The following is a 13,983-nucleotide window of genomic DNA, read 5'->3' as shown; positions in this document are numbered from 1 at the left end:
CCAGCGGTCAGAACAGGTCGCCCTGGCCCTCGCCGGCGGCTTTCCGGGCAGGCTTCGGTTCGGCGCGCGGCGGAGACGAACGCGGCGCCGGCGGTCTTGGCGGCTCGTCGCCCTCGGCGCGCGCGGCCACCCGCCCGTCGGCGAATTCGATCGACAGGGCAAGGCCCGCGCTTACCGCCGCCGCGGTGCGCAGCGTCCGGCCGTCGCCGTCGCGGACCAGCGCGAAGCCGCGCGCCAGCACGCCTTGATAAGACAGCGCGCCGAGCAGCTTGGCGGCCGCCTCGAGCCGGTCGCCCCGGCGCCGGAGGATCAGGTCGATGGCGCGCGGCGCGCGGGCGAACAGGCTGTTCAGGCGCTCGCCGTCGCGGGCGATCCGATGGGACTGGGTGGTGGCATAGACGCCGAGCGAACGCGCCAGCCGGTCCGACAGCGACGAAAAGCCCTGCCGGCGCGTTTCGACCCGCCGCCCGAGCGCCGCCCTGGCACGTGCGCTCAAGGTTTCGATGCCGTCCTGGGCGCGCCCGACCCGCAGCATCAGGACGCCGGGCGCCAGCCGTCCGGACGCCCTGACCAGCCGGGTGCGGTGCGCGGCGGCATTGGCACGCAAGGCATTCGGCAGACGCTCGGTCGCGCCGTCCAGGCGCTGGCGGGCCGCCTCCAGCAGGTGCTCGGCGTCCGGCAAGGCGCGGATGGCGGCGCGCAGTCCGAGCCGGCGGTCGTCCAACAGCCGCAGCATGCCGGCGGCGTGGCGACGACCGAGGTCGCCGATTTCGACGATCAGGTCGGCGCGGACCGGCACCGCCATTTCGGCGGCGGCTGTCGGCGTCGGCGCACGCCGGTCGGCAGCAAAGTCGATCAGCGTGGTATCGGTCTCGTGGCCAACAGCCGAAATCAGCGGGATCCGGCTTTCGGCGGCGGCCCGGACGACGATCTCCTCGTTGAAGCCCCAGAGGTCTTCCAGGCTGCCGCCGCCGCGCGCGACGATCAGCACATCGGGCCGCGGCAGATCGCTGTCGGCATCGATGGCGTTGAAGCCCCGGATGGCGGCGGCGACTTCGGCCGCGCTGCCCTCGCCCTGGACCCTGACCGGCCAGACCAGCACGCTGCGCGGGAAACGATCCTCCAGCCGGTGCAGAATGTCACGGATGACCGCGCCGGTCGGCGAGGTGACCACGCCGATCACGCGCGGCAGATAGGGCAAGGGCCGCTTCCTGGCCGGATCGAACAGGCCTTCGGCGGTGAGTGCCTTGCGGCGCTCCTCGAGCAGCGCCATCAGCGCGCCGACGCCGGCCGGTTCCAGGCTCTCGACCACGATCTGATATTTGGACGAGCCCGGAAAGGTGGTGACACGCCCGGTCGCGATCACCTCCAGGCCTTCCTGCGGCTTGAAGCGCAGGCGCCCGAACACGCCCTTCCAGATCACCGCCTCGATGACGGCGCCCTGGTCCTTCAGGCGGAAATAGACGTGGCCGGACGGGCTCGCACCGCGATAACCTGAGACTTCACCGCGCAGCCGGACAAAACCGAAGGCGTCCTCGACCGTCCGTTTGATCGCGGTTGCGAGTTCCGAAACCGAAATCTCGGGAGCATTCGAGGGCGCTATGTCGGTCATTCCTGCCGAATCCGTTGCCGGAGAAGAGACTCTTGTCTAAGCCACGGAAGCGACGGCGTCATCGAGGTCCTTCATGAACGTGCTTCTGGTCGGCGGCGGAGGCCGCGAACATGCCTTGGCCTGGGCGATCTCGGCCAGCCCGCTGCTGACAACGCTCTATTGCGCGCCGGGCAATCCCGGCATCGCCGAAGTGGCGACACTGGTGCCGCTCGATGTGACCGATCACGCGGCGGTGGTCGCTTTCTGCCAATCGGCCAAGATCGACCTCGTGGTGGTCGGTCCCGAGGCGCCGCTGGTGGCGGGCCTGGTCGACGACCTCAATGGCCATGCGATCAAGGCCTTCGGGCCGACACGCTTCGCCGCCCGGCTCGAAGGCTCGAAAGGCTTCACCAAGGACCTCTGCCGCGACTTCGGCATTCCGACCGCGGCTTATGAACGTTTCACCGAAGCCGAACCGGCCAAGGCCTATATCCGCGCCCGGGGCGCGCCGATCGTGATCAAGGCCGACGGCCTGGCCGCCGGCAAGGGTGTCGTCGTGGCGATGACCTTGACCGAGGCGATCGAGGCCGTCGACATGATGTTTTCGGGCGGCCTCGGTGAAGCCGGCGCGGCAGTTGTCGTCGAAGAGTTCATGACCGGTGAGGAAGCGTCCTTCTTTGCGCTCTGCGACGGCCAAACGGCCCTGGCGCTGGCGACCGCCCAGGACCACAAACAGGTCGGCGACGGCGATACCGGGCCGAATACCGGCGGCATGGGCGCCTATTCGCCGGCCGCGGTGATGACGCCCGAGCTGATCGAACGAACCATGGCGGAGATCATCAAGCCGACGCTCGCGGCGATGACGGCCAAGGGCCATCCATTCCAGGGCGTGCTGTTCGCCGGGCTGATGATCACCACCGAAGGCCCGAAGCTGATCGAATATAACTGCCGCTTCGGCGACCCCGAATGCCAGGTGCTGATGATGCGCCTGAAGGACGACCTGCTGACGTTGCTGTTCGGCGCGGTCGATGGCCAGTTGAAAACCATGAGCGCACGCTGGTTCGACGAGATGGCGCTGACCGTCGTGATGGCGGCGAAGGGCTATCCGGGCGCGCCGGAAAAGGGCACCGTCATTCGCGGCCTCGACCAGTTGAAGGCCCTCGACGGCGCCGAAATCTTCCATGCCGGGACAGCCTTGAAGGACGGCCAACTGGTCGCCAATGGCGGCCGCGTGCTGAACGTCACGGCGGTCGGCGCGACCGTCGCGGAGGCCCAGGCCAAGGCCTATGAGGCGGTCGACAAGATCGACTGGCCGGGCGGGTTCTGCCGCCGCGACATCGGCTGGCGGGCGGTGGAACGGGAACGCGCGGCCAAACGTTAAGCCGATGCCGGGCACCCAACGGACTATCGCCGCCCGGTAGGGCTGCTAGTCTGGCCAGCCCGCTTGCAGGAGCGACCATGGCCACATCCGACCTGTTTCCAAGCTTCGCTTCCCATTGGATCGACACCTCGATCGGCAAGATCTTCGCCCGCTCGGGTGGCAATGGGCCGCCGCTCCTGCTCATCCACGGCTTTCCGCAGACCCATGTGGAATGGCATCGCATCGCGCCGGAGCTTGCCCGCTCGTTCACCCTGGTGCTGCCGGATCTGCCCGGCTACGGCTGGTCGGTGGCGCCGGCCGACGGCGCCAACCACTTCCCCTATGCCAAGCGCGACATGGCCAAGATTCTGATCGAGGTGATGGAGCAGCTCGGTCATGTCCATTTCGCCGTCGTCGGCCATGACCGCGGCGCGCGGGTCGGCTATCGCATGGCCCTGGATCATCCCGGCCGCATCGAGCGGCTGGCACTGCTCGACATCGTGCCGACCATCGTCATGTGGCAACGCATCAACGCCGCGCCGTCACCCAAGACCGAGCACTGGATCTTCCTGTCCGGCCCGAAGGGCGTGCCGGAGGCGGCGATCCTGAAGGACACCACCGGTTATCTCGAATCGAAGCTGAGCCTGTGGACCCGGGATGGCACGCTCCGATGCTACGACCCGCGCGCGCTGCAGCACTATCGCGACTTCTTCAACGAACCGAGCCGCGTGCATGCCTGCTGCGAGGACTACCGGGCCGGCGCCACGGTCGATCTGAGGGCCGACGAGGCCGACAAGGCGGCGGGCAGGACGATCGGCTGTCCGGTCCATGCGGTGTGGGGCTCGGCCGGCATTCCATCCGCCGGCGCGAGCCCGCTCGAGGCCTGGAAGCTGTTCGCCCCCGAGGCCAGCGGCGAGGCGGTCGATTCCGGCCATTTCCTGCCCGAAGAGAACCCCGAGGGCACGCTGGCCTCGCTGTTGCCGTTTCTGCGGCGACCGATCGACTAGGATCGCTTCAGAGCCCGATCGTCTTGCGTGCCTTGGCGCCGACCTTGGCCTGCAGGAAGGGCGTCCAGCCGAGCAGCAGGCCAGGCAGGCCGAGCGCCTGCCGCGACCAGTGCCAGAAGCTGAACACGTCCTTGTGGCGGATGATCAGGCCGTCGCGGCAGGTGAGCGTGCCGGTGACATTGTTGACCACCGGCCGGTCGGTCTGGCTGAAGGTATATTCGGCGATCCAGGCGACGCGCGCCGTCGTCTCGTCGGCGGTCTCGACCGTATAGGACACCGCAAGATCGGCCGCCCGCCCGACCAGAAGCCGCCACATGATACGGGTGTGCGCCGCATCCAGGCGGCCGAAGACCGGATCCTCGAAGGTTGCGTCATCGGCATAAAGCGCGCCCATCGCCTTGCCGTCGCGTGCCGCGAAAGCCTCGTAGAATGTCTCGGCGATGTCGCGCGGCGTGGCTGCTGGCATTGTCCCCTCCCCGATTTTGCAGGCAAACCTCATCCAGATCCGGACCGCCGGCAAGCCCGATCTGGCCGGGCGACTTGACCGCGGGGGCTCCAACCCCTTAACCCCAGGGTCATGACCACCACCATTGCCCTGCCGCCGACCATTGACGGTCTTTCGACGATCGCCAGCCAGTATGACCTCGTCCTGTCGGACGTCTGGGGTGTCCTGCACAATGGCATGAAAGCGCACCCCGCCGCCTCCGCCGCCCTGATGGCGATCCGCCGCCAGGGCGTGCCGGTGGTGCTGATCTCGAATGCGCCACGCCAGAGCCCTGTCGTGGTCGGCCAGCTCGACCGGCTGGGCATTCCGCGCGCGGCCTATGACGCGGTGGTCACCTCCGGCGACGTATCACGCGACTATATCCGGACCCGGCCGGGCGAACCGGTCCACCATGTCGGGCCGAAGCGCGACCTGGTGATCTTCGAGGATATCGGCACCCGGCTCGTCGGCATCGATGAAGCGGCCTATGTGGTCTGCACCGGGCTTGTCGACGATCGCAGCGAAACACCTGACGACTATACCGAGCGCCTCGAACGCATGCGCGCCCGCAACCTGTTCTTCGTCTGCGGCAACCCGGACAAGGTGGTCGAGGTCGGCGACAGCCTGATCTATTGCGCCGGTGCGATCGGCGATCGCTATCAGTCGATGGGCGGCGAGGTGCTCTACGCCGGCAAACCATTCGAGCCGGCCTACGAGACCTGTTTCGGCTTTGCCGAGCGGATCACCGGCAAGCCCGTCGATCGCACCCGCGTGCTGGCAATCGGCGACGCGATGCGCACCGATGTCGCCGGCGCCGCGCGAATGGGGATCGATTGCTTGTTCCTGGCCGAGGGCATTCACGCCGAACTGTTGCTCGGGCCTGACGGCCTGAAGCCGGCGGGCCTTGCCGCCCTGGTGGCGGAGACCGGCCTGCACCCGCGCTATGTGATGCCCAGGCTGACCTGGTGAGCGCCTGACGATCGCGGCCGGCCCGGCCCTTTCGGCCGCCTATTTGAACAGCGCGTCGACAGCATCCTGGCTGGTGCCGCCGGCATGCGGCTTGTCGAACAAGGCATCGACATCGCCCTGGCCGACACCTTCGCCATCCAGCTGCGGACCGTGCAGGATGTTCTGCAGCTTGCGCTCCTCGCGCTTGCGTTCGTCGTCGGTCATATAGCCTTCGGCATCGGCCGCATTGATCGCCTCGGCGAAGCGCGACACGCGGGCCTCGATATGCTGCAGCGTCTCGACGACCTTGGCGACGCGCTGGCCGGTAATGTCCTGGAACGAGCAGGCCTCGAAGATCAGCATCATCCGTTCGTCGACGATCGCCTTGTAGGCGGTCGGGTTGGACGGGTCGGCCGCCATCACCTCTTCGGCCGCGCCCATGATCGTGTCGGTCGCCTTTTCGGTGGCCTTGACGATGGCGTCGAGCTCCAGGCCGGCGGCCGGAATGCGGCTCTGCTTCAGGTCATTGGGCTGCAGCCGGCCGATTTCGGCTTTCATATTGGTGATGAAGGCCGCGATATCCGACAGCTCCCGATAGACCGACATGTCGATCGAGCGGAAGAAGCTGGAGAGCGATTCGACGGTCACCTCGGCGAGGCCGACGACATCGGCCAACGACACGTCGCGTTCACGCTTGGTGCGGACGAATTCGACGATCCGGTCAAGATGGTCGGTTGAGACGCTCTTCATGGCATTACCCATTCCTTGGGGCCTGGCGGCGGCGATGGCCCTATCGGCGTCAAGCCGTGGGCTCGGCTCGAGCATGAGCCGGAGCGTGCGGGATGCCTTGCGGCCTTTTTCAGTCGGCGAAGACGGCGTCGATCTTGGCCTTCAAAGTCTGGGCGTTGAACGGCTTGACGATGTAGTTGTTCACGCCGGCCTTCTTGGCCGCGATGACGTTCTCGGTCTTGGATTCCGCGGTGACCATGATGAAGGGCGTGCGGGCCAGGAAACCGTCCGAGCGAACTTCCTTCAGGAGCTCGTAGCCGGTCATCGGCTCCATGTTCCAGTCGGAGATCACCAGGCCGTATTTCTTCTCCTTCATCTTCGCCAATGCGGCCGAGCCATCCGACGCGTCGTCGATGTCGTCAAAGCCGAGCTGTTTCAGAAGATTGCGGATGATGCGGATCATCGTGTTGTAATCGTCGACCACGAGGATCGGCATCGAGAGATCAACAGCCATCTAACCTGCTCCAAGGCCGCGACGATGCTGACAAGCCCGTCGGAAATTCATGGAAGCCCAATCAAGCGAGGCTTCTTGGCGGAAAACCTAGAGATCAGCGTTGAAGAAGCGGTTAACGGACCCGTTGCCGGCCGGCAAAAAATGGCGCGTTTTGGGCAGCAATGGCCGGCAATTTTCTTAAGGTTACAGATTGGTTCAAAGCCGGTCATCGCGTCTTGACAGCGGCATCGGCTCCGGCGCGGCCATGGCATTCGGCCAGCCCGCTCGCGCCGGCCCGGCTTCCTCGGTAAACTGGGCGCCTCATGGGAGCCCTCGGCATGACCTTCTATCAAGAGCAATCGCCGTTCTCGACCGGGCTGCGCTGCCGCTGCCCACGCTGCGGCGAGGGCGCCCTGTTCGATGGCTTCCTGACACCGAAGGCCCGATGCAGCGCCTGCGGGCTGGACTATTCCTTCGCCGATGCCGGCGACGGCCCGGCGGTCTTCGTCATCCTCATCGCCGGCTTCCTGATCTGCGGCCTCGCGCTGTTCGTCGAGTTCCGTTATCAGCCGCCGTTCTGGCTGCACGCGCTGATGTGGGGGCCGTTGATCCTGATCGTGACGCTCGGCCTGCTCCGACCCATGAAGGGCATCATGATCGCTCTCCAATATGTCAACAAGGCGCGCGAGGGGCGGCTCGACAGCCAGTGACCGAGGCTTTATTCGCAAGCCACATGACCACATCCCGCCTTCGCCCGCTCGTCGTTCCGGGCCTCGTCGCGCTCGCGGCCCTTGCCGTGCTCATCCGGCTCGGATCCTGGCAGCTGTCGCAACTTGCCTGGAAGAACGGCCTGATCGCCCAGGTCGAAGCCCGCACCCATGCGCCGCCGGTGCCGTTGCCGCCGGCCGCCGCATGGCCGGCCATGACCGCCGCGGCCGACGAATATCGCCGCGTCGCCGTCACCGGCTCGTTCCGCCACGACGCCGAGGCCTATCTCTATACCGTCGCCGGCGACAGCAACCGGCCGGGCCAGCCCGGGCGGCCCCAGGGCCAGGGCTATCTGGTGCTGACCCCGCTGGTCACCGCCGAGGGCGCCACCGTCCTCGTCAATCGCGGCTTCGTGCCAACCGACCGGCGGGATCCGGCGACGCGCCAGGCCGGACAGACGACCGGCCCGGTGACGATCACCGGCCTCGTGCGCTTTCCCGAGCGGCGCAGCGTCTTTGCCGCCTCCGACGACCTGGCCCGCCGGCTGTTCTACACACGCGACACCCCCGTGATCGCCCAGACGCTCGGGTTCGATCGCAACAGCACCGCGCCGTTCTCGATCGACGCCGACGCCACGCCGGTCGCCGGCGGCCTGCCGCAGGGGGGCGAGACGCGCCTCAGCTTCCCCAACCGGCATTTCGAATATGCGCTGACCTGGTTCGGGCTGGCGCTGACGCTGATCGGCGTGTTCGCGGCCTTTGCCGTGCAGAAATGGCGCGGCACGGTCTGACCAGGGTGCCGGCGAGCCAGGGCTCTTTGCACGCCGCTTATGCGGCGAGCCCCTAATCCGAATGGCGGTTTGACGGCCGGACTCCCTAAATCCGTGACGACCGAAGGAGGTCGACATGGTATCGATTGCTCGCGAGCCCCGACCGGCCCGCCCTTACATTCACGCCCGCCCGGAATTCCCGATCCGCCCGATCGTATCGGCGGCCCGGCAAGTCACCGGCTACCTGCTGCTTGGCGTCTGCCTGGCCCTGCCGCTGATCGCGGCGTTGGCCTTGCGCGCCTATGTTTTCGTGCCGCGCTGAAGGTAACGGACATGTCCCAAGCCATCAGACGTTCCGGCGCGCAGGCGCCCCATCTTTTCATTGTCGGCCCGTGCTCGCACGGCCTGTGGACCGCGCGCGACCTCGACGGCAGCGCCGAAGGCGTGTTCCGGACCCGCAAGGACGCCATCCGATTCGCCCTGGTCGAGGGCGGCCACGACAATGTCGTCACGCTCAGCACCGAGCCGATCGAGCCGTCCTTCATGCGGGGGACATCCTGAGCGCTCTTGCCGCCGCCATGACCGGGCCGCGCAAGCCCGGATGCGACGAGCAGCTGGTCTGGCAGGATATCTTCTCGGCCTTCGTCGAGGCGACGCTGCCACTCATCCGCGATCACCTGGCGCGCGGCGTCGGCCATCACGGCATGATCGCGAACCTGCTCAATGCCCGGGGCATTCCCTGCTTCGGCCATGCACGCTGGACGGCGACCGATATCCGCATGGTTTTGAGCCATGGCGCGAGCCGGGAGCCGGGATGACCGGCTGCCGGAGATTGTCGTGCGAGTTCCGGGACGGCGGTCAGCCGGCCACTGCGCTGACCGAGGCGGACGCCGGGCCGCCGGCCGCGGGAGCAATGGTGGCCAGCGTTTGAGCCGATGCGACGGCGCCGGCCTGGGGATGCCGGCGCTGGCCGGTGCGAGCCGCATTCTGACCGCCGCCGAATTGCTCCTGGATGCTCAGCAGGGCCGCGCGTGCGGCCGTTTTCTGCGCCGAGAAGGCCGCGGCCTCTTCTTTCGAGATATTGCCGTCGCCGTCGCTGTCCATGGCCTTGAACAGGTTCCGGCGCGCGCCGGCCGAGTTGGTCGAGGCCGCCCCTTCGGCCGTCGAACCGGTGGTGGATTCTGCCGAGCCAGGCTGCAGATTTTGCCCAGACACCATGAACTCGGCTTGCGAGATCCGGCCGTCCTTGTTGGTGTCGAGCCGCTCGAAGAAACGGTCCAATTTGCCGGAATCGGATGCTTTTCCGGGGGAACCCGTCGAACTTCCCGGAGAATTCAGGGCATTTCCCGCGCTGGCCATGAGGCCGAGTGCCAATCCGTACATGACTGCTCCCTTGGGACCGTCCGTGATGATGGGACGAACCCCGCAGGATATGTGCCAAAGTGCCGGTGACCCGCCGGAACGCCGCCGGCGTCAGAACCCGATCGGCCGGCCGACGGCCACCACCAGGAGCCGCGGATCACCAAGCAGCCGTTTCGCCACCCGGCGCAGATCATCGATCGTCACCGCCTGGATCAGGCCGTTGCGCCGGTCGAGATAATCGGGACCGAAGCCGTCGAGCTGGATGCGGATGAGGTTGGAGGCAATCGCGTTGGAGGTCTCGAAGCGCAGGGCCCAGGACCCGATGAGGTAACGCTTGGCCTGGTCGAGCTCGGCTTCGGTCGGTCCGTCCGCGCCCATGCGGGCCAGTTCCGCCTCGATGACGGCCAGGCTCTCGGCCGCGCGGTCATTGCGTGTCGAGGTCCCGCCGGTCATCACGCCGGCGGCGTCGAAGGCGGCGAGGCCCGACGAGATCGAATAGGCCAGACCGCGCTTCTCGCGAACCTCGGTATAGAGCCTCGACGACAGCGAGCCGCCACCGAGGATATGGTTCATGACGAAGGCAGCAATGAAATCGGGATCGTCGCGCTTCAGGCCGGCGAGGCCAAAGGAGATGACGGTCTGGGGGACGTCGAGGGCAATGACCCGGCGTTCGCCCGCTCCGGCGAGCGTCACCTGCGGCACCGGCGTCAGCTCGGCCCGGGCCGGCAGATCGGCGAAGACATCATCGAGAACCACGGCCAGCGCCTCGGCGGTGATGTCGCCGACCACCGCGATCTTCAGGTGTTGGCGCGCCACGATGCGGCGGTGCAAGGCGACCAGGTCGTCGCGGGTGATGGCCTGGACGCTTTCGGCGGTGCCGACAGTGCGATGGCCATAGGGGTGGCCCGGGAAGGCGGTCGCCCAGAATGTCTCGTTGGCGATGGCGTTCGGATTGGTCGACGCCCGCCGGATATTGGCGAGCGCGGATTGCCGGATGCGCTCCAGGGGAGCGGCGTCGAAGCGCGGCTGCCGCAATGCCAGCTTGAGCAGGGCAAAGGCGTCCGTCTGATGCTCGCTCAGCATGCGCACCGACCCGGACAAGGCGTCGCGCCCGGCCGCGAAGGTCATTTCGATGGCCCGGTCTTCGAGCCGTTTGCTGAAGGTCTCGCCGTCCAGTTCGCCGGCGCCCTCGTCGAGCATGGCCGCCAGGATATTGGCGGTGCCCGGCCGGTCGGGCGGATCCTGGGCGGCGCCGCCACGCATGGAAAAGTCGAGTGCGATGATCGGCAAATGGGTCTGCCGGACCAGCCAGGCTTCGATCCCGCCGGGCGAGATCACCCGTTCGACGCGGCTGGCGGCCTCGGCGACGGGAGTGACGGACAGGAGAGCGGCGGTCATGGCGAAAGCCCCTGACAGGAAGCGGCGAAGCGCAGGGATCGGGGTCATCCGTGGTCCTGGCGCACGAGTTCGGCCGTGACGGCGCGGTCAAGGTCCAGCGCCCGCGCGGCGACCGCATGGACCTCGGCCAGCGTGACCTTGCGCACGCGGTTTGTCCAATCCTGCAGGTCGGCGACCGTCGAGCCGCAGACCAGGGCCGAACCATACATGCGTGCCATCGAGGCCTGGCTGTCCTGGGAAAAGATCGAGTCGGCGACAAGCCGGGTCTTCGCCCGCGCCAGTTCCTCCTCGGTGATGCCGTCGCGCACCAGGCGGCCGGTCACCTCGACCATGGCGGCCTCCAGGCGCTCCAGCGTCACGCCCGGCCGCGGCGAGGCATAGACGCCGAAGCGGCCGTCGCCGAGCGCTGCGCCGGCATAAAAGGCGCCGGCGCCGGCGGCCAGCCCCTGGTCGGCGACCAGCGCCTTGAAGATGCGTCCGTTGGGGCTGCTGCCCGCCACCTGGCCCAGGATCTCGAAGGCCTCGGCCTCGCCCTGGGCGGCCGTCGCATAGGACGGCACGATGACCGCATGGGTCATGCTGGGCTGGGCGACGCGCGCATCGGCAAGGCGCACGCGTTCCCGCTTGGCATGGACCGGCGCCGGCGGCCGGGTCCGCGGCGTGATCGCCGGATTGGCCGGGATCACGCCATAGCTGGTTTCGGCGAAGCGCAGGATCTCGTCGGGCGTGACGTCGCCGGCGACCACCAGGACGGCATTGTTCGGCGCGTAGTGACGCCGGTAGAAAGCCAGCGCATCGTCCCTGTTCAGCTGGCGGATCTCGCGCTCCCAGCCGATGACCGGAATGCCGTAGGGATGATCCCGCCACAAGGTGTTCGAGAATGTCTCCGACAGCCGCGCGCCGGGGTCGTTGTCGGTGCGGCTCTTGCGCTCCTCCAGCACGACATCCCGTTCAGGATCGACCACCGCGTCGGTCAGGACCAGACCGGTCATCCGGTCGGCCTCGAAATCCATCATGGTCGACAGGTGCTCGCGCGCCACGCGCTGGAAATAGCCGGTGTAATCGTAGGAGGTGAAGGCGTTCTCGGTGCCGCCGACCGCGGTCACGGCGGTGGAGAAGGTGTCGCCGGGCGCCCGGGTCGTGCCCTTGAACATCAGGTGCTCGAGGAAATGGGCAATGCCGGATTTACCTGGCACCTCGTCGGCGGAACCAACCCGATACCAGATCATATGAGTGACCACCGGTACCCGATGATCGGGGATCGCGATGACCTCCAACCCGTTCGGCAGGACGTGGCGGACCACCCGCTCGATCGGCACCGCGCCCACCGCCGCATGCGGCATCAGCACGGGGATGGAGCTCGCGGCAAGCGTCGTGGTGAATGAGCGGCGCGTGATCGGCATCGGGGGTCACCGCAAGAAAGAAGGGGCCTGAACCTTAGATAGCGTATTTTTTCATACCGCGCGGCCGGATGGCGCAAGCGTGATCGCCAGCGCCGGCGCCGCAAAGACGAAGGGGCGGCCGAAGCCGCCCCTTGCGAAGACCGTCAAACACGCCCGTGGCGAAAAGCGCCTGGCGCCTCAATGGCCACCGGCACCGGTGGCCGCGCCGGCAGCAGCGCCCGCCCAGCCATAACCCCAGACATAGATGCAGGCGAACAGGAACAGCCAGACCACGTCGACGAAGTGCCAGTACCAGGCGGCCGCCTCGAAGCCGAAATGCTTTTCCGGCGTCAGGTGCGTGTCCTTGTAGAGGCGCAGCGCGCAGATCAGCAGGAAGATCGTGCCGATGATGACATGGGCGCCGTGGAAGCCGGTCGCCATGAAGAAGGTGGCGCCGTAGATATGGCCCGAGAAGCTGAAGTGAGCGTGCGAATATTCGTAGGCCTGCAGCGAGGTGAACAGGGCGCCGAGTGCGACCGTGAACCACAGATACATCTTCGCGGCCTGGCGCTCACCGGTCACGATATAGTGGTGCGCGGCGGTGACCGTGGTGCCCGAGAGCAGCAGCACCATGGTGCCGAGCAGCGGCAGATGCAGCGGATTGAAGGTCTCGATGCCCTTCGGCGGCCAATGTCCGCCGGTCAGCTCGGTGCGCTGGAACTGGTGCGCTTCGCCGGGAAACAGCGAGACGTCGAAATAGGCCCAGAACCAGGCCACGAAGAACATCACCTCGGAGGCGATGAACATGATCATGCCGTAGCGCAGATGCAGCGACACGACCCGGGTATGGTCGCCCTGCTGGCCTTCCTTCACCACGTCCGACCACCAGCCGAACATGGTGTAGAGCACGCCGATGAAGCCGGCGAAGAACAGCACCGGGCCGAGCTTGAGGCCAGCCAGCGGCATCGCCTTCATCCACATGACGAGGCCGACCGCCATGACGAAAGCCGACATCGAGCCGATGAACGGCCATGGGCTCGGTGGCACGAGGTGATAGTCGTGGTGCTTGGTATGGGCCTCGGCCATTGCTGGTCTCTCCGGTTTCCCTTGGTCGGGGCTCGCGCCCGCTTGTCTCGTCGATCGTCAGTTCGCCCGGACCGAAGTCGGGGCACCGGCCACCGGCCGTGCCGCCGGCGCCTGCCGGAAGAAAGTGTAGCTCAGCGTGATGGTGTTGACGGCGCGCCCTTCCGGATCGTCGGCGATCGCCGGATCGACGAAATAGACGACGCTGAATTCACGCGTCTCGTGCGGCCCCAATGTCTGCTCGGTGAAGCAGAAGCACTGAAGCTTGTTGAAGAAGCGGCCGGTGCCGAGCGGCGCGACATTGTAGCTCGCCATGCCGGTGACGGGCTGGTCGGACAGATTGGTGACCTTGTAGGCCATGGTGTGGGTTTCGCCGGCCTTGACCGTCTGGCGCGGCGTTTCCGCCTGGAACCGCCAGGGCAGGCTCGGCGCCACATTGGCGTCGAAGCGCACGTCGATCACATGGTCGACGATACGATCGGCCGGCCGCTCGGCCACCATGGTGGTGCCGCCGAAGCCGGTCAGGCGGCAGAACATGTCGTAGAGCGGCACCATGGCATAGGCTGCGCCGAACATGAACAGGCCGAAACCAAGGGCGGCGCCGCCGACCTTCAGGTCGCGCGCCCAGTTCCGCTTGGCGGTTTGGTTGGTCGCTGGCTTGCTCATGCT

General features: G+C 67.1%; 17 protein-coding genes. 8 read left to right on the top strand and 9 right to left on the bottom strand.

Annotated features, from left to right (window positions below):
- Window positions 1–7 precede the first annotated feature (7 nt).
- Window positions 8–1,612, bottom strand: a complete 1,605-nt coding sequence (gene xseA, locus E8M01_RS16950) for an exodeoxyribonuclease VII large subunit (RefSeq protein ID WP_136961197.1) — start codon at window positions 1,610–1,612, stop codon at window positions 8–10.
- 73 nt (window positions 1,613–1,685) lie between these two features.
- Here xseA and purD point away from each other — a divergent pair, with 73 nt between their 5' ends.
- Window positions 1,686–2,972 (top strand): phosphoribosylamine--glycine ligase, encoded by a 1,287-nt coding sequence (purD, locus tag E8M01_RS16945; RefSeq protein ID WP_136961196.1) that lies wholly within the window; start codon window positions 1,686–1,688, stop codon window positions 2,970–2,972.
- A 77-nt stretch (window positions 2,973–3,049) separates the two neighbouring features.
- Window positions 3,050–3,958 (top strand): alpha/beta fold hydrolase, encoded by a 909-nt coding sequence (locus E8M01_RS16940; protein ID WP_136961195.1) that lies wholly within the window; start codon window positions 3,050–3,052, stop codon window positions 3,956–3,958.
- A 7-nt stretch (window positions 3,959–3,965) separates the two neighbouring features.
- Here the strand turns inward: E8M01_RS16940 and E8M01_RS16935 are convergent, their stop codons facing one another.
- On the bottom strand, window positions 3,966–4,424 hold the full coding sequence (locus E8M01_RS16935; protein WP_136961194.1) for a nuclear transport factor 2 family protein: 459 nt from the start codon (window positions 4,422–4,424) through the stop codon (window positions 3,966–3,968).
- A 111-nt stretch (window positions 4,425–4,535) separates the two neighbouring features.
- Between E8M01_RS16935 and E8M01_RS16930 the strand changes: the two genes are divergently transcribed.
- Window positions 4,536–5,411, top strand: a complete 876-nt coding sequence (locus E8M01_RS16930; RefSeq protein ID WP_136961193.1) for a TIGR01459 family HAD-type hydrolase — start codon at window positions 4,536–4,538, stop codon at window positions 5,409–5,411.
- Window positions 5,412–5,450: 39 nt separating this feature from the next.
- Here E8M01_RS16930 and E8M01_RS16925 read toward each other — a convergent pair whose 3' ends face one another.
- Together E8M01_RS16925 and E8M01_RS16920 are read right to left on the bottom strand one after the other, a co-directional pair.
- On the bottom strand, window positions 5,451–6,140 hold the full coding sequence (locus tag E8M01_RS16925) for a protein phosphatase CheZ (RefSeq protein WP_136961192.1): 690 nt from the start codon (window positions 6,138–6,140) through the stop codon (window positions 5,451–5,453).
- Window positions 6,141–6,249: 109 nt separating this feature from the next.
- The gene (locus E8M01_RS16920; RefSeq protein WP_136961191.1) at window positions 6,250–6,633 is read right to left on the bottom strand and encodes a response regulator; all 384 of its coding nucleotides are present in this window, start codon (window positions 6,631–6,633) and stop codon (window positions 6,250–6,252) included.
- A 317-nt stretch (window positions 6,634–6,950) separates the two neighbouring features.
- Here E8M01_RS16920 and E8M01_RS16915 point away from each other — a divergent pair, with 317 nt between their 5' ends.
- From E8M01_RS16915 to E8M01_RS16895, 5 genes are all read left to right on the top strand, one after another.
- Window positions 6,951–7,322, top strand: coding sequence for a DUF983 domain-containing protein (locus E8M01_RS16915; RefSeq protein ID WP_136961190.1), 372 nt, complete (start codon window positions 6,951–6,953; stop codon window positions 7,320–7,322).
- Between the two features lie 23 nt (window positions 7,323–7,345).
- Window positions 7,346–8,110 (top strand): SURF1 family protein, encoded by a 765-nt coding sequence (locus E8M01_RS16910; protein ID WP_136961189.1) that lies wholly within the window; start codon window positions 7,346–7,348, stop codon window positions 8,108–8,110.
- Window positions 8,111–8,225: 115 nt separating this feature from the next.
- Window positions 8,226–8,411, top strand: coding sequence for a hypothetical protein (locus tag E8M01_RS16905; RefSeq protein WP_136961188.1), 186 nt, complete (start codon window positions 8,226–8,228; stop codon window positions 8,409–8,411).
- A gap of 11 nt (window positions 8,412–8,422) precedes the next feature.
- Window positions 8,423–8,650, top strand: a complete 228-nt coding sequence (locus tag E8M01_RS16900) for an RAG2 PHD domain containing protein (RefSeq protein WP_136961187.1) — start codon at window positions 8,423–8,425, stop codon at window positions 8,648–8,650.
- Window positions 8,651–8,667: 17 nt separating this feature from the next.
- Complete coding sequence (locus tag E8M01_RS16895; protein WP_136961186.1) at window positions 8,668–8,907, top strand: hypothetical protein; 240 nt, start codon at window positions 8,668–8,670, stop codon at window positions 8,905–8,907.
- Window positions 8,908–8,947: 40 nt separating this feature from the next.
- Here E8M01_RS16895 and E8M01_RS16890 read toward each other — a convergent pair whose 3' ends face one another.
- From E8M01_RS16890 to E8M01_RS16870, 5 genes are all read right to left on the bottom strand, one after another.
- Window positions 8,948–9,472, bottom strand: a complete 525-nt coding sequence (locus tag E8M01_RS16890; protein ID WP_136961185.1) for an EF-hand domain-containing protein — start codon at window positions 9,470–9,472, stop codon at window positions 8,948–8,950.
- Between the two features lie 90 nt (window positions 9,473–9,562).
- A complete protein-coding gene (locus E8M01_RS16885; RefSeq protein ID WP_246088762.1) occupies window positions 9,563–10,897 on the bottom strand; it encodes a M16 family metallopeptidase in 1,335 nt (444 codons plus the stop codon).
- A complete protein-coding gene (locus E8M01_RS16880; RefSeq protein WP_136961184.1) occupies window positions 10,894–12,252 on the bottom strand; it encodes a M16 family metallopeptidase in 1,359 nt (452 codons plus the stop codon). The genes E8M01_RS16885 and E8M01_RS16880 overlap by 4 nt, the downstream gene beginning before the upstream one ends.
- Window positions 12,253–12,429: 177 nt before the next feature.
- Window positions 12,430–13,317, bottom strand: a complete 888-nt coding sequence (locus E8M01_RS16875; RefSeq protein WP_136961183.1) for a cytochrome c oxidase subunit 3 — start codon at window positions 13,315–13,317, stop codon at window positions 12,430–12,432.
- A 57-nt stretch (window positions 13,318–13,374) separates the two neighbouring features.
- A complete protein-coding gene (locus tag E8M01_RS16870) occupies window positions 13,375–13,980 on the bottom strand; it encodes a cytochrome c oxidase assembly protein (RefSeq protein ID WP_136961182.1) in 606 nt (201 codons plus the stop codon).
- Between the last annotated feature and the right edge of the window lie 3 nt (window positions 13,981–13,983).

It is taken from the genome of Phreatobacter stygius (assembly GCF_005144885.1).
Taxonomy (GTDB): domain Bacteria; phylum Pseudomonadota; class Alphaproteobacteria; order Rhizobiales; family Phreatobacteraceae; genus Phreatobacter; species Phreatobacter stygius.
Note: the sequence above shows the minus strand (reverse complement) of the source record. Positions and strands in the feature narration are given on the sequence as shown.

Coding starts and splice junctions, on each gene's coding strand:
- E8M01_RS16870 (WP_136961182.1), bottom strand. CDS start 13,980: ATGAGCAAGCCAGCGACCAACCAAACCGCCAAGCGGAACTGGGCGCGC.
- E8M01_RS16875 (WP_136961183.1), bottom strand. CDS start 13,317: ATGGCCGAGGCCCATACCAAGCACCACGACTATCACCTCGTGCCACCG.
- purD (WP_136961196.1), top strand. CDS start 1,686: ATGAACGTGCTTCTGGTCGGCGGCGGAGGCCGCGAACATGCCTTGGCC.
- E8M01_RS16890 (WP_136961185.1), bottom strand. CDS start 9,472: ATGTACGGATTGGCACTCGGCCTCATGGCCAGCGCGGGAAATGCCCTG.
- E8M01_RS16910 (WP_136961189.1), top strand. CDS start 7,346: ATGACCACATCCCGCCTTCGCCCGCTCGTCGTTCCGGGCCTCGTCGCG.
- E8M01_RS16895 (WP_136961186.1), top strand. CDS start 8,668: ATGACCGGGCCGCGCAAGCCCGGATGCGACGAGCAGCTGGTCTGGCAG.
- E8M01_RS16930 (WP_136961193.1), top strand. CDS start 4,536: ATGACCACCACCATTGCCCTGCCGCCGACCATTGACGGTCTTTCGACG.
- xseA (WP_136961197.1), bottom strand. CDS start 1,612: ATGACCGACATAGCGCCCTCGAATGCTCCCGAGATTTCGGTTTCGGAA.
- E8M01_RS16935 (WP_136961194.1), bottom strand. CDS start 4,424: ATGCCAGCAGCCACGCCGCGCGACATCGCCGAGACATTCTACGAGGCT.
- E8M01_RS16900 (WP_136961187.1), top strand. CDS start 8,423: ATGTCCCAAGCCATCAGACGTTCCGGCGCGCAGGCGCCCCATCTTTTC.
- E8M01_RS16940 (WP_136961195.1), top strand. CDS start 3,050: ATGGCCACATCCGACCTGTTTCCAAGCTTCGCTTCCCATTGGATCGAC.
- E8M01_RS16925 (WP_136961192.1), bottom strand. CDS start 6,140: ATGAAGAGCGTCTCAACCGACCATCTTGACCGGATCGTCGAATTCGTC.
- E8M01_RS16885 (WP_246088762.1), bottom strand. CDS start 10,897: ATGACCCCGATCCCTGCGCTTCGCCGCTTCCTGTCAGGGGCTTTCGCC.
- E8M01_RS16915 (WP_136961190.1), top strand. CDS start 6,951: ATGACCTTCTATCAAGAGCAATCGCCGTTCTCGACCGGGCTGCGCTGC.
- E8M01_RS16905 (WP_136961188.1), top strand. CDS start 8,226: ATGGTATCGATTGCTCGCGAGCCCCGACCGGCCCGCCCTTACATTCAC.
- E8M01_RS16880 (WP_136961184.1), bottom strand. CDS start 12,252: ATGCCGATCACGCGCCGCTCATTCACCACGACGCTTGCCGCGAGCTCC.
- E8M01_RS16920 (WP_136961191.1), bottom strand. CDS start 6,633: ATGGCTGTTGATCTCTCGATGCCGATCCTCGTGGTCGACGATTACAAC.